General features: G+C 65.8%; 13 protein-coding genes. 10 read left to right on the forward strand and 3 right to left on the reverse strand.

Translation table 11 applies throughout. From position 1 onward, the window contains the following. Window positions 1-49 precede the first annotated feature (49 nt). The 6 genes from ACFZCE_RS14525 to ACFZCE_RS14550 all read left to right on the forward strand — a co-directional run bounded on the left by ACFZCE_RS14525 (window position 50) and on the right by ACFZCE_RS14550 (window position 6004). Window positions 50-1168 carry a betaine/proline/choline family ABC transporter ATP-binding protein gene (locus ACFZCE_RS14525; RefSeq protein ID WP_390940090.1) on the forward strand — a complete coding sequence of 373 codons (1119 nt, stop codon included), beginning with the start codon at window positions 50-52 and terminating at the stop codon, window positions 1166-1168. Further along, a complete protein-coding gene (locus tag ACFZCE_RS14530) occupies window positions 1165-2013 on the forward strand; it encodes an ABC transporter permease subunit (protein ID WP_390940092.1) in 849 nt (282 codons plus the stop codon). The genes ACFZCE_RS14525 and ACFZCE_RS14530 overlap by 4 nt, the downstream gene beginning before the upstream one ends. Continuing rightward, a complete protein-coding gene (locus tag ACFZCE_RS14535; protein WP_390940094.1) occupies window positions 2010-2861 on the forward strand; it encodes an ABC transporter permease subunit in 852 nt (283 codons plus the stop codon). Before ACFZCE_RS14530 ends, ACFZCE_RS14535 begins: the two co-directional genes overlap by 4 nt. Before the next feature lie 6 nt (window positions 2862-2867). Further along, the gene (locus tag ACFZCE_RS14540; protein WP_390940095.1) at window positions 2868-3866 is read left to right on the forward strand and encodes a 4-hydroxyproline epimerase; all 999 of its coding nucleotides are present in this window, start codon (window positions 2868-2870) and stop codon (window positions 3864-3866) included. A gap of 18 nt (window positions 3867-3884) precedes the next feature. Beyond that, the gene (locus tag ACFZCE_RS14545; RefSeq protein WP_390940096.1) at window positions 3885-4895 is read left to right on the forward strand and encodes a helix-turn-helix domain-containing protein; all 1011 of its coding nucleotides are present in this window, start codon (window positions 3885-3887) and stop codon (window positions 4893-4895) included. A gap of 149 nt (window positions 4896-5044) precedes the next feature. Continuing rightward, window positions 5045-6004, forward strand: a complete 960-nt coding sequence (locus ACFZCE_RS14550) for a LysR substrate-binding domain-containing protein (protein ID WP_390940099.1) — start codon at window positions 5045-5047, stop codon at window positions 6002-6004. On the opposite strand, the gene ACFZCE_RS14555 is transcribed toward ACFZCE_RS14550, so the two are convergent. Next, window positions 5982-7187 (reverse strand): SRPBCC family protein, encoded by a 1206-nt coding sequence (locus tag ACFZCE_RS14555; RefSeq protein ID WP_390940101.1) that lies wholly within the window; start codon window positions 7185-7187, stop codon window positions 5982-5984. The genes ACFZCE_RS14550 and ACFZCE_RS14555 overlap by 23 nt on opposite strands. 296 nt (window positions 7188-7483) lie before the next feature. Here ACFZCE_RS14555 and ACFZCE_RS14560 point away from each other — a divergent pair, with 296 nt between their 5' ends. The 3 genes from ACFZCE_RS14560 (at window position 7484) to ACFZCE_RS14570 (ending at window position 9952) form a co-directional block, all read left to right on the forward strand. Then, the gene (locus ACFZCE_RS14560; protein ID WP_390940103.1) at window positions 7484-8779 is read left to right on the forward strand and encodes a DEAD/DEAH box helicase; all 1296 of its coding nucleotides are present in this window, start codon (window positions 7484-7486) and stop codon (window positions 8777-8779) included. A 246-nt stretch (window positions 8780-9025) separates the two neighbouring features. Continuing rightward, window positions 9026-9154, forward strand: a complete 129-nt coding sequence (locus ACFZCE_RS14565) for a PA1414 family protein (RefSeq protein WP_390940105.1) — start codon at window positions 9026-9028, stop codon at window positions 9152-9154. A gap of 159 nt (window positions 9155-9313) precedes the next feature. Continuing rightward, window positions 9314-9952 (forward strand): hypothetical protein, encoded by a 639-nt coding sequence (locus ACFZCE_RS14570; protein WP_390940107.1) that lies wholly within the window; start codon window positions 9314-9316, stop codon window positions 9950-9952. Here ACFZCE_RS14570 and ACFZCE_RS14575 read toward each other — a convergent pair. Next, window positions 9923-10831: a LysR substrate-binding domain-containing protein gene (locus tag ACFZCE_RS14575; RefSeq protein ID WP_390940109.1), complete on the reverse strand. Its 909-nt coding sequence runs from the start codon at window positions 10829-10831 to the stop codon at window positions 9923-9925. The two genes, ACFZCE_RS14570 and ACFZCE_RS14575, sit on opposite strands and share 30 nt — an antisense overlap. Window positions 10832-10927: 96 nt before the next feature. On the opposite strand from ACFZCE_RS14575, the gene ACFZCE_RS14580 reads away from it, so the two are divergent. Beyond that, complete coding sequence (locus ACFZCE_RS14580; protein WP_390940111.1) at window positions 10928-11356, forward strand: PACE efflux transporter; 429 nt, start codon at window positions 10928-10930, stop codon at window positions 11354-11356. 26 nt (window positions 11357-11382) lie between these two features. On the opposite strand, the gene fabV is transcribed toward ACFZCE_RS14580, so the two are convergent. Next, window positions 11383-12588, reverse strand: a complete 1206-nt coding sequence (gene fabV / locus ACFZCE_RS14585; protein ID WP_390940113.1) for an enoyl-ACP reductase FabV — start codon at window positions 12586-12588, stop codon at window positions 11383-11385. Window positions 12589-12645: the final 57 nt, after the last annotated feature.

Below are 12645 nucleotides of genomic sequence, written 5' to 3' on the forward strand. Positions count from 1 at the left end.
CTGCACACGATTAACACCCGCCTCAACAACGGGTTCGACGGGATTGCTTATGAACACGCCAACAGTAGACGCAAATGAAGTACTGGTGAGTTGCCAGTCGGTCTGGAAAATTTTTGGAGATAACGCCGGCGCGGCGATGAAGGCCGTGGTCGAGAAAGGACTCACCAAAAAACAGATTCTGCAAGACTACAGCTGCGTCGTGGGCGTGTCTGATGTCAACCTGGACGTTCGCCGTGGTGAGATTTTCTGCATCATGGGCTTGTCGGGCAGTGGCAAGTCTACGTTGATCCGCCTACTCAATAAATTGATCACCCCCAGCGCCGGCAAAGTGATGGTCAAGGGGCGTGAACTGTCGGCCTTGAGCCCGGCGGAACTGCGCGCTGTGCGCGCCAAACACATCGGCATGGTGTTTCAGAGTGTGGCCTTGTTGCCTAACCGCACCGTGCTGGAAAACACCGCGTTCGGCCTGGAAGTGCAAGGCATCGCCAAGGCCGAACGGATCAAAGTGGCCGAGCAAGCCTTGGCCAAGGTGGGCCTGAGCGACTGGGCCCAGCGTTACCCCGATGAGCTCTCCGGCGGCATGCAACAGCGCGTGGGCCTGGCCCGGGCGATCACCGCCGACCCGGAAGTGATCCTGATGGACGAGCCGTTCAGCGCGCTCGACCCGCTCATCCGCCGCCAGTTGCAGGATGAATTCCGCCAGCTCACCAAAGAGCTGGGCAAGTCGGCGGTGTTCATTACCCACGACCTGGAAGAAGCGATCCGCATCGGCGACCGCATCGCCATCATGAAAGACGGGATGATCATCCAGGTCGGCACCGCCGAAGACATCGTGCTCAACCCGGCCGACGATTACGTGGCCGAGTTCGTCGCCGGGATTTCGCGCCTGCACCTGGTCAAGGCCCACTCGGTGATGACCCCCGTGGCGCTGTACAGCGCCGCCCACCCAGGCTTCGACTTGGGCAAGCTGCCCAAGGCCGAGGTCGATTCGGACCTCGACGCGATCATCGGCCTGGCCGTGGCCTCCGAGCGCGACGCGGTGGCGGTGATCGACGCCGGGCAGATCGTCGGGGTGATCACCCTGCGTGACCTGCTGCGCGGCGTGCAGGGTGAGCCCAACGAATTCGCCCAGGTGCCCGGCGCTGCGCTGGCAGGGGCGCTGCCATGAACCTGGGCGCCTTCCCCGAAGCGTTCGACGCCAGCGTCGACGCCGGCCTCGAGTGGGTGGCCGACAACGGCTCCGGGCTGTTCGACGCCATCAACGCCGGCCTGCAGGGCCTTTACCAGGGCGTGTATTGGCTGCTGTCGTTGCCGCCGTATTATGTGGTGGCGCTGCTGCTGGCGGCGCTCGGCTGGCGCCTGGCCGGCCGCGGCTTTGCCCTTGGCACCCTGGTGGCGATGCTCTGCTGCGCGTTCATCGGCCTGTGGCCGGAAACCATGAGCACCCTGGCGCTGGTGGTGGTGGCCACCGTGCTGGCGCTGCTGGTGGCCATCCCACTGGGGGTGATCGCCGGCCTGCTGCCCGCGCTGGACCGAGTGGTCGAACCCGTGCTCGACCTGATCCAGACCATGCCGCCGTACATCTACCTGCTGCCGTCGATCGCGCTGCTGGGCTACGGCCCGGGCACCGCGCTGGTGGCCACTTTTATCGTGGCCCTGCCGCCGGCGTTTCGCCTCACCTCGCTGGGCATCCGCATGACCCCCACCGCGTTCATCGAACTGGGTGAGGCCAGCGGCGTGACCCGCTGGCAGATGTTCTGCAAGATCCGCCTGCCGTTCGCCATGCCGAGCATCATGGCGGGGGTCAACCAAAGCCTGATGATGGCCTTCGGCATGGTGGTGATCGCCGGTATCGTCGGCTCTGGCGGGCTAGGCGAAGCCATTTACGGGGCGATCCGCACCCTGGACATCGCCAAGTCGATCAACGCCGCCATCGCCATCGTGATCCTGACGATGATTCTTGACCGCATGGCGCAGAGCGCCGCCGCCGCGCAACGAGGGGCCAAGCCATGAGCGCACCGGACTTTCAATTTTCCCCCGGGCGCTACATCGCGCCCGCGGTGGACTGGCTCAATACAAACCTGCACGGGTTCTTCCGCGCGCTCAGCGTGATCATCGAAACCCTGCTGGGCGGCCTCGAAAGCGCCCTGCAGGCGCTGCCGCCGGGTGTGCTGATCGCCATCGTGGTGATCGCCGCGGCCGTGGCGATCCGCGTGCGGGTGGCGCTGCTCGCCGGGCTGATGCTGGGCTTCTGCCTGCTCGCCGGGCTTTGGGCGGCGACCCTGCAAACCGTGGCGCTGGTCTCGGTGGCGGTGCTGATCTCGGTGGCGGTGGCCTTCCCGCTGGGCATCGTCGCCTCCAAGGTGAAGCGCTTCGACGCCATGGTGCAGCCAGTGCTGAACGTGATGCAGACCGTGCCACCGTGGGTGTACCTGATCCCGGCGGTAATGATCTTCAGCCTCGGCCGGGTGCCGGCGATCATCGCCACCGTGGTGTATGGCATCCCGCCGATGCTGCGCCTGACCACCCTGGCCTTCAATGGCGTGCCGAAGAACATGCTCGAGCTGGGCCACGCCATGGGCGCCTCGAACCGGGCGATCCTGTTCAAGATCGAGATCCCGCTGGCCACCCCCACGCTGCTGGTGGGCCTGAACCAGTGCATCTTGTTGTCGCTGGCGATGGTGGTGCTGGCCGGCCTGGTCGGCGCCGGTGGCCTGGGCGCGGAAGTGACCCGCGGCCTGACCCGCATGGAAATGGGCCTGGGCCTGCGCGCGGGGTTGGCGATCGTCGCCGTCGCGCTGCTGCTCGACCGCCTCTCCCGTGGCGCGCTTGACCGCCGCCGCAAACCCTCTGCCCGGTAAACCGCCATGAAGAACACGTTTTTCTGCATCGACGCGCACACCTGCGGCAATCCCGTACGGCTGGTGGCCGGCGGCGCGCCGATGCTGCCGCACCTGCCGATCGCCGAGCGCCGCGCGTTGTTCGTCGAGCACCACGACTGGGTACGCCAGGCGCTGATGTTCGAACCGCGCGGGCACGACGTAATGAGCGGGGCGATCCTGTTCCCGCCGTACCGCGACGACTGCGACCTGGCGGTGCTGTTCATCGAGGTCAGCGGCTGCCTGCCGATGTGCGGCGCCGGCACCATCGGCCTGGTCACCACGGCCGTGGAAGAAGGCCTGGTCACCCCGCGGGTGCCCGGCCAACTGGCGCTGGAAACCCCTGCTGGGCGCGTAGACGTGCGCTACACCGAAGCCGCCGGCAAGGTCACCAGCGTGCAGATGCTCAACGTTCCCAGCTACCTGCACGCCCAGGATGTGCAGGTCGAGATCGACGGGCTGGGCACGCTCAGCGTCGACATCGCCTACGGCGGCAACTACTACGCGGTGGTCGAGCCGCAGGCGCACTGGGCGGGCCTCGAGGGCGTGCGCGCGGCGACGCTGATCAACCTCAGCCAGAAGCTGCGCAGCGCCCTGGCCGCGGTGATCGACCCGGTGCACCCGGAGGATCAGCGCATCCGTGGCGTGCACCACGTGATCTGGTGCGACCAGCCGGCGATCGACGGCATCGACGGCCGCTGCGCGGTGTTCTATGGCGAACAGGCCATCGACCGCTCGCCCGGCGGCACCGGCACCAGCGCGCGCATGGCACAATTGCATGGCCGTGGGCGCCTGGGCGTGGGCGAAACGTTCCGCCACCAGAGCCTGATCGGGACGACTTTCATCGGCCGCATCGAGGGCGAAACCCGGGTCGGTGATTACCCGGCGATCCTCCCAGGGGTGACCGGCTGGGCGCAGGTGATCGGCTACAACACGATCATCGTCGATAGCCGCGACCCGCTCGCCCATGGCTTCCAAATGACCTAATGCGGCACGAGGCCACTCTTGGTAGAAAGACGCGTATTCAGCGAAGGGCATCAGGGCAAGAACCTTCGCTACGTTAAAAACGAGCCCACCTCAGCCCCCGCGCATACGCGCGTGGGGTTTTTTCTGCTTGAGCACTTTTCACTGCCGGCCTTCACCCAGGCGCTGGACACCCTGGTCACCGCCAACCTGCTGCAAGCGAACCTGTTCGCCACCCACACCTTCACCCTGGGCGGCGGCGAGGTCACCAGCGACCTGGGTATCGTCATCCGCCCAGACGCCGACCTGCGCACCCACCGCCTCGAAGACCTGCACCTGCTGGTGGTGTGTGGCGGCCTGCGCACGCCGCTGCGCGGCAACCAAGAGCTGCGCCTGCTGCTGAAAAAAGCCGCGGAAAAGGGCATTGCCCTGGCCGGGTTGTGGAACGGCGCGTGGTTTCTCGGCCAGGCCGGGCTGCTCGACGGCTACCGCTGCGCGATCCACCCGGAGCACCGCCCGGCCTTGGCCGAAGCGGCCAAGTACAGCCAGGTGACCAGCGAAAGCTACATGGTCGACCGCGACCGCTACACCGCCGCCAGCCCCAACGGCGCCTTCTACATGGTGCTGGAATGGATTGGCCAGCGGCATGGGGCCGGGCTGGTCGACGGCATCGTCGACATCCTCGCCTTCGAGGCCTCGCGCTACCGGCGGGTGAACCCCAAGCTGCACATCAAGATGACCCCGCCGCTGCGCGAGGTGGTCAAGCTGATGGAGGCCAACCTCGAAGACCCGCTCGACCTCGAGCAGTTGTCGGCCTATGTAAAGCGCTCGCGGCGGCAGATCGAGCGGTTGTTCAAAGACCAGCTCGGCACCACGCCACTGCGCTATTACCTGGAACTGCGGGTGACCGAAGGGCGGCGCCTGCTGCAGCACTCGGCGCTGCCCGTGGTGCAGGTGGCGGTGGCCTGCGGGTTTGTTTCGCCGAGCCATTTCAGCAAGTGCTATACGGCGTATTTTGGTTATCCGCCGTCGAAGGAAGCGCGGCTCAACTGATAGGGCCTCTCGCCCGGCACAGCCGGCCTCCCACGGGTTGTGTATTGCTTCTTAAATCAATGAGTTACACAAATTTAGTGGGAGGCCGTGGTCCGGCACTCCGGCTGTGCCGGGCGAGAGGCCCTCAACCCCAACCCCAAGGTGCCCAAGTGGTCAAACAGATCGAACCCGACCGGCTGCTGATCAAGATGCCTTCGTTGCGCGCGGTGAAGGCCTTCGTCGCGGCGGCGAAGTATTCCAGCTTCAGCCGCGCGGCGGAGTCGCTGTGCGTGACCCCGGCGGCGATCAGCCGGCAGATCAAAGAACTCGAAGACCTGCTCGGCACCGCGCTGTTCGCCCGCGCCGGGCGCGCGGTGCGGTTGACCGCCGAGGGCGTGGCGTTCTTCGAAACGGCGCAGTTGGCCTTCATGAACATCGCCCAGGCCGCCGACCGCCTGCGCCAGCAGGCCCGTGGCAAGGCCGCGCTGACGGTGTGCTGCACCCCGGCGTTCGCCAACCTGTGGCTGGCGCCGCGGCTGCCGGCGTTCAGCGCGCAGCACCCGGAGGTGGAGCTGAACATCGTCGCCACCCATCACTTCCAGCAGCTCGACGCCGGGGTGCGCCCGGACGTGTTCATCACCCAGGCGGCGCACATCCAGCCGGGCTACAGCAGCGTGAAGCTGTTTGGCGAGGCGGTGTACCCGGTGTGCAGCCCGGCGTACTTCAGCCGCTTGCCGCGGCCGATGAGCCTGGAGCACCTGCGCGAGGCCGCGTTGCTGAACCTCAGCCCCCATGGCCGCGCGGCGCTGGCCGAGTACCTCGACTGGGACATCTGGCTGGGCCTGCACAACGTGCCATTGGCGGGGCGCGGGGCGGCGGCGCCGAACCTGTTCAGCGCCAACGATTACAGCCTGTTGATCCAGCTCGCCGAGCAAGGGCTGGGCATCGCCCTGGGCTGGCACCACCTGGTCGAGCAGCGTATCGCCCAGGGCCGGCTGGTGCGCCTGGCCGGCTTTGAGTTGGTGCAGCCGCAAACCTTCCATTACCTGGCGCTGCGCGAGGCCGCCGAACAGTTGCCGGCGGCCGAGTGCTTCAAGGCCTGGGTGCTCAGCGCGCTAGGCGCGCCTTGAGCGCGTCGGTGTACCAGTCGTCGAACTGGCACACGCCGCCCTCGGCCACTGGCGAGTAGGGCCCCGGCTGGTAGCTGGGCGAGCGCAGCCCGGCCTGGGTGGCCTCGACCAGCTCGCGGTCCTGGTCGTTGGTGGCCACCCACACCTTGGTCAGGTTATCCAACTGGTAATCCACCCCTTCCACGGCATCCTTGTGCACCAGCCAGTGGGTGGTCACCAGGGTTTCGGTGGCGCTGATCGGCAGCACCCGGAAGCTCAGCACGTGGTCGCCGAGCAGGTGGTTCCAGGTCGAGGGGTAGTTGAAGAACAGCAGCGCGCCGAGGTTGCCGCCCGGGTTGGCCAGGCGCTCGCGCACCGCCGGTTGGCCGTCGAGGGTGTAGCTGCTGGCGCCGTGGGCCAGCGGGATGCGGGTGATCCGGTACTGGCCGTGGGGGTCCATCAGCAACTGGCTGGGAAAACCCTCGGCCTCGCAGCGTTGCCAGTGGCTGGCCAGCGCCGGGTCTTCGGCGTTGACCCCAGCCACCGACAGGTTCTCGACGTAGGAGTGCAGCAGCTCGGGGTGGCTGCCCTCGCAGTGGTAGCACTCGCGGTTGTTCTCGAACACCAGCTTCCAGTTGCCCTTTTCCACCAGGTGCGACTCATGGGCGACCTTGCACTGGCTCAGGTTGTGCGGCAGCACGTAGGGCAGCAGCGCCTCGCGAAACGGCTCGATGGCCGGTGGGGTCGGCGCCACGCACACGTAGATGTAGGTGTCGATCACGCTGACGTGCACCGGGTTGAGGTTGAACCGGCTTTTGTCGAAGGTTTCGCCCATGTTGCCGGCGTAGATCAGCGCGCCGTCGGGGTTGTAGGTCCACTTGTGGTAGGGGCACACCAGCTTCGGCGTGCGCCCTTTGTCTTTGCTGCACAGCTTGGCGCCGCGGTGGCGGCAGGCGTTGTGGTGGGCATGGATCTCGCCCTTTTCGCCCTTGATCACCACGATCGGGTAATCGCCCAGTTGCAGGGTGAAGTAGCTGCCGGGTTTCTCCAGCGCCACGGTGTGGCCGGCGAAGATCCATTCACGGTACCAGAACAGCTCCAGGTCGGCCTGGTACACCTGTTCGTCGCTGTACATCCGGCGCGGCAGGGCATGCTGGGGCTGGCGGGCGTGGGCCAGGTCACGGGTGGTGTCGAGGTGTTGCATGGGGGTGTGCTCTCACGGTCAGGCCAGTATTTTTCGAGCATGGTGAGGCTGGGCGGGGGAGGGCGTCTATTGACATAAATGGGGGGGTTGGCTTGAGCTGGGGTTACAGGTTGGTCAAGAGGCAAGAGGCAAGAGGCAAGAGGTTGGTACGTACATGATTTACCGGGCAACACAAAACCCGTGGGAGGCCGGCTGTGCCGGGCGAAGGGCCCTCGAATGCGCAAAACCTTCGGCAAACCCCCGGCAAAACAGGTAATCTATGCGGTCGTTTTTCCCCGTCACCGAGGTGGTTTTCCGTGTTTTCCCAATTCGACCTGCATGAACGCCTGCTCAAAGCCGTGGCCGAGCTCAATTTTACCGAGCCGACCCCGGTGCAGGTCGAAGCCATCCCGCCGGCGCTGGCCGGGCGCGACCTGCGCGTGACCGCGCAAACCGGCAGCGGCAAGACCGCGGCCTTCGTGCTGCCGGTGCTCAACCGCCTGATCGGCCCGGCGCGGCCACGGGTGAGCATCCGCGCGGTGATCCTGCTGCCGACCCGCGAGCTGGCCCAGCAAACCCTCAAGCAGGTCGAGCGCTTTGCCCAGTTCACCTTCCTCAAGGCGGCGCTGGTCACCGGCGGTGAAGACTTCAAAGTGCAGGCAGCCAACCTGCGCCGTTGCCCCGACATCCTCATCGGCACCCCCGGGCGGCTGCTCGAGCACCTCAATGCCGGGCACCTGGAGCTGAACGAGGTCGAAGTGCTGGTGCTCGACGAAGCCGACCGCATGCTTGACATGGGCTTCGCCGAAGACGTCGAGCGCCTGTGCAACGAGTGCGCCGGGCGCCAGCAAACCCTGTTGTTCTCCGCCACCACCGGCGGCGCGGCGCTGCGCGACATCATCGGCAAGGTGCTGAAAGACCCTCAACACCTGATGGTCAACAGCGTCACCGACCTCTCGGCCAACACCCGCCAGCAGATCATCACCGTCGACCACCCGGCCCACAAAGAGCAGGTGGTGCAGTGGCTGCTGGCCAACGAAACCTACCGCAAGGCCATCGTGTTCACCAACACCCGGGCCATGGCCGACCGCGTGTACGGCCACCTGGTGGCGCTGGAGGTAAAAGCCTTCGTGCTGCACGGCGAAAAAGACATGAAAGACCGCAAGCTGGCGATCGACCGCCTCAAGCAGGGCGGCGCCAAGGTGCTGGTTGCCACCGACGTGGCCGCCCGCGGCCTGGACATCGACGGCCTCGACCTGGTGATCAACTTCGACCTGCCGCACAACGGTGACGAATACGTGCACCGCGTCGGCCGCACCGGCCGCGCCGGCGCCGAGGGTTTGGCGATCTCGCTGATCGGCCACCTCGACTGGAACCGCATGTCGAGCATCGAGCGCTACCTCAAGCAGCAGTTCGAGCGGCGGGTGATCAAAGAGGTCAAGGGCACCTACAGCGGGCCGAAGAAGGTCAAGGCGTCGGGCAAGGCCGCTGGCACCAAGAAGAAAAAGGTCGAGAAAAAAACCGCCACCAGCAAGGCCCCGGCCAAGCGCAAGCCGGCGGCGAAACCCTCGCTCAGCAGCGCTGATGGCATGGCGCCACTGAAAAAGCGCTGAACGGCATCAAGCTCTCCCGCCGGCGGCCGATGTTACTTTTGCAGGATGTTTCCTGGCCGCCGCCGTCGATTCCCCGCCCGGGCCCGCTACCACGGGCCTGCCGCCGGTCGCGTCAGGCCACACCGCGGTTGAATGTGCGCTGAACGGCCGCATCTACAGTGATGCGTTTCCATGGGCTTGAGACTATGATTCGGGTAAGGCGGCAACGTGTATTTCTGCCGCGCAGTCGACCCCGAGGGGGGCTATATGATGACTCAACTGTTCAACTGGCTGCATGATCTGGGCGTTGCCCTGGGGCTGATCCCACCACCGCTGCAACCGGTGCCGATCCCCACCGAAGAAGACCGCCGCCGCCGGCCACCACCGCGCCGTTAAGCTTTAACCCCGCGGCCAAGGCACTTTCGGGCGTTTTCAGGTTCTACGTTGGGCCCGTTCCCAACCAGCCACCGCCCGATGCCGCCGTCTCGCTACGTTTTCGCTTGTTGCTGTGCGCTCATCGCACTGCCCGGATGCACCCCACAGCAGGGCCAGGACATGGTCCAGCAACTCGGTAGCACCCGCCCCCAGGAATTCTTCCAGACCAGCGTCGACCGTATGGCCACCCTGGCCATGCGCGACAACCTCGCCAGCCTCTACCTGCTGATGAACAAACTGTACCTGCGCAACCCGATGGAGCTGCGCAAGTCGGGCTTTCTCGACGCCGCCACCGCCGAACGCCAGGTGCGCCAGGCCATCGAGCAGCAACAACCCATGCCTCAATTGGGCGGGCGCAAAGACCTCGCCGCGCTGAGCTACGCGCTGAGCCCGGAGTTTCTGGGCGACCGGGTAGGCGCGTTCATCTACGCCATCGGCAGCATGCTGGTCACCGCCCACGGTAACCGCCTGCAGTTCTACATGACCGACGTGATCGACCCGCGCTTCGTCAACAACGCCGCGCGCAACATCGAGAAGGCCACCTGGATGCTCAGCCAGCGCCAGGGCAAGGATGGCCAGCCGCTGTTGTTCTCCAACGAGATTTCCGAAGAGGGCAGCAACCTCAGCTTCGCCACTGAGTTCGGCAAGATCGTCGCCCGCCTTGACCTGCTGGCGCAGTTGCTCGACGAGCGCTACCGGCGCATCGGCCTGAACTACGCGCAAAGCCTGCTATTTTTGAATTTCCTGCCGGTTCAGTGAGGCCGCCCGCAGCAGCTCGATATAGCGCTGCGCGCCCAGGCCCAGCGGGCGCGCCTTGGCCCACACCACGTCGACCCACAGCTGCAGCTGGTTGCTCATGTTGACGAAGCTGATCACTTGCAAGCTGCCATCGGCCACCCGCGGGCGCACCAGCGCCTGGGGCAGGTAGGCCCAGCCCAGGCCCGCCTCGACCAGGCTGAGGGTGGCCAGGTAGTTGTCGCTCAGCCAGTGCTGGCGCGACAGCAACACCCGTGGCGCGGCGCTGCCGGCGTGCTGGCTGGCGACCACGATCTGGCGGATGCAGGCCAGGTCATCGCCGCACAGGCGGCCCTGGTTGGCTTGCAGGATCGGGTGCCCAGGGGCGATCACCGCCACCAGGGTTTCGCTGGCCAGCTCTTCGAAGTCTTCGCGCTCGTCCATGCCCGGCCGTTCGAACACGATCGCCAGTTGCACCTGGCCGGCGTGCAGCAGGCTCAAGGCCTCTACCTGTGGCGCGCTGCGGATTTCCACTTCCAGTGCCGGGAACGCCTCGGCCAATTGCGCCAGCGGCGCGTACCAGGTGGCGGCCAGCAGCTCTGGGGCGATGGCGATGGCCAAGCGGGTTTCCAGGCCCTGATGCAGTTGCAAGGCATGGGCGTGCAGTTGCGCCAGTTGCTGGGCCAACTGCCGCGCCTGGTTCTCCAGGGCCAGGGCCGCCGGGGTAGGCTGGGTGGCGCGGCCGCTGCGTTCGAACAGCGGGAAGTCCAGCTCCGCTTCGAGTTGGCCGATGGCCATGCTCACCGCCGACGGCACCCGCTGCAGCGCCCGCGCCGCCGCCGAAAACGAGCCGTGATCGAGCACCGCGAGGAACACCCGCACGCTGTCGCTGGTAAACGCCATCGCTGCTACCTATCAATAAAGCTGAAAGAAGCTGACTTGGGGTATCAGCTTTATTGGCGCAGTGTAGCGTTTTACATCTGCCTAGGACTATCGAACATGCAAGGGATCAAACGCCGGGTGCTGTACGTCAGCCTCTATGAAGGGATCGCCATTGCCTTCAACAGTGTGGCCATCGGTTGGCTGGGCCATGACGCGGGGCATGCCGGGGTGGCGGCGGTGATCGCCTCGGTGGTGGCGATTGGCTGGAACCTGGCCTGGAACGGGCTGTTCGAGGCGTGGGAGGCGCGGCAGCGCTCGGCGCGGCGCACGGTGTGGCGGCGGGTGGCCCATGCGTTGGGCTTCGAAGGGGGGCTGGTGGTGATCCTGGTGCCCGTGTTCGCCTGGTGGCTGGGCATTACGCTGATCGAGGCATTTTTGCTCGACCTGGGCTTGCTGGTGTTCTTCCTGGTGTACACCTACGTGTTCACCTGGGCCTTCGACGCACTGTTCGGGGCGCCGCGGAGCAAGGCGCAGCACGCGGTATAACGCGCTGCGCCCCGGCCCTCAGGCGGTTACAGCTCGATGCAGTCGAACTGCTCGCCGGTGGCCACGTCGGCGTCGTAGTCGACGTCTTTGCGCTCGAAGCCGAACAGCTTGAGGAACTCGTGCTTGTAGCCGGCGTAGTCGGTGATCGCGAACAGGTTCTCGGTGGTCACCTGTGGCCACAGGGCCTGGCATTCACCTTGTACGTCGTCGCGCAGTTCCCAGTCGTCGAGGCGCAGGCGGCCCTCGCTGTCGCTTTCACCGGCCTGGCCGTCGTCGCGGTAGAGGCGGTCGCGGAACAGCCGGTTGAGCTGGTCGATGGTGCCTTCGTGCAGGCCCTTTTCTTTCATGATCTTGTAGACCATGGCGATGTACAGCGGCATCACCGGGATCGCCGCGCTGGCCTGGGTGACCACCGACTTGAGCACCGCCACCGCCGCGCCGCCGCCCTGGGCGCCGAGTTGGGTGTTCAGGCGTTGGGCAGTGGCGTCGAGGTCGGCCTTGGCCTTGCCCAGGGCGCCGTGCCAGTAGATCGGCCAGGTGATTTCAGTGCCGATGTAGCTGAACGCCACGGTGCGCGCGGCCGGTGCCAAAACGCCGGCATCGCTCAGGGCGTCGATCCACAGCTGCCAGTCCTGGCCGCCCATCACGGTGATGGTGTCTTCGATTTCCTGCTCGGTGGCCGGCTCGACCGAGGCCTGGATGATGGTGTCTTTGTTGGTGTCGATCGCGGTGGCGGTGTAGGTGTTGCCGATCGGCTTGAGCGCCGAGCGCTTCAGCTCACCGCGGCCAGGCAGCTTGCGCACCGGCGAAGCCAGCGAGTAGACCACCAGGTCGACCTGGCCGCCCATTTCGGTTTTGATCAGCTCGATCACCTTGGCGCGGGCTTCGTCGGAGAAGGCGTCGCCATTGATCGACTTGCTGTACAGGCCATCGGCCTTGGCGAACTTGTCGAAGGCCAGCGAGTTGTACCAGCCGGCGGTGCCAGGCTTGCTCTCGGTGCCGGGTTTTTCGAAGAATACGCCCAAGGTGTCGGCCTTGAAGCCGAAGGCGGCGGTGATTCGCGCGGCCAGGCCGTAGCCACTGGAGGCGCCGATCACCAGGACCTTTTTCGGGCCGTCGGTGCGTACGCCACGGGCGCGGGTGGCCTCGATCTGTTCGAGCACGTTGCGCTCGCAGCCGAGCGGGTGCGTGGTGGTGCAGATAAAGCCGCGAACCTTGGGATGGATGATCACTTGTATTCCTCGTCATCGAATAGCTTGCGGCATCTTAATAGTTAACACCCGAAGGGT

This window comes from Pseudomonas sp. NPDC007930, from assembly GCF_042958985.1.
In the GTDB taxonomy this organism is placed as follows: domain Bacteria; phylum Pseudomonadota; class Gammaproteobacteria; order Pseudomonadales; family Pseudomonadaceae; genus Aquipseudomonas.

What these genes read in the sequence shown, in the direction of transcription:
- ACFZCE_RS14525 (WP_390940090.1), top strand. Translation starts at nt 50, where the DNA reads ATGAACACGCCAACAGTAGACGCAAATGAAGTACTGGTGAGTTGCCAG.
- ACFZCE_RS14530 (WP_390940092.1), top strand. Translation starts at nt 1,165, where the DNA reads ATGAACCTGGGCGCCTTCCCCGAAGCGTTCGACGCCAGCGTCGACGCC.
- ACFZCE_RS14535 (WP_390940094.1), top strand. Translation starts at nt 2,010, where the DNA reads ATGAGCGCACCGGACTTTCAATTTTCCCCCGGGCGCTACATCGCGCCC.
- ACFZCE_RS14540 (WP_390940095.1), top strand. Translation starts at nt 2,868, where the DNA reads ATGAAGAACACGTTTTTCTGCATCGACGCGCACACCTGCGGCAATCCC.
- ACFZCE_RS14555 (WP_390940101.1), bottom strand. Translation starts at nt 7,187, where the DNA reads ATGCAACACCTCGACACCACCCGTGACCTGGCCCACGCCCGCCAGCCC.
- ACFZCE_RS14565 (WP_390940105.1), top strand. Translation starts at nt 9,026, where the DNA reads ATGATGACTCAACTGTTCAACTGGCTGCATGATCTGGGCGTTGCCCTG.
- ACFZCE_RS14570 (WP_390940107.1), top strand. Translation starts at nt 9,314, where the DNA reads ATGGTCCAGCAACTCGGTAGCACCCGCCCCCAGGAATTCTTCCAGACC.
- ACFZCE_RS14575 (WP_390940109.1), bottom strand. Translation starts at nt 10,831, where the DNA reads ATGGCGTTTACCAGCGACAGCGTGCGGGTGTTCCTCGCGGTGCTCGAT.
- ACFZCE_RS14580 (WP_390940111.1), top strand. Translation starts at nt 10,928, where the DNA reads ATGCAAGGGATCAAACGCCGGGTGCTGTACGTCAGCCTCTATGAAGGG.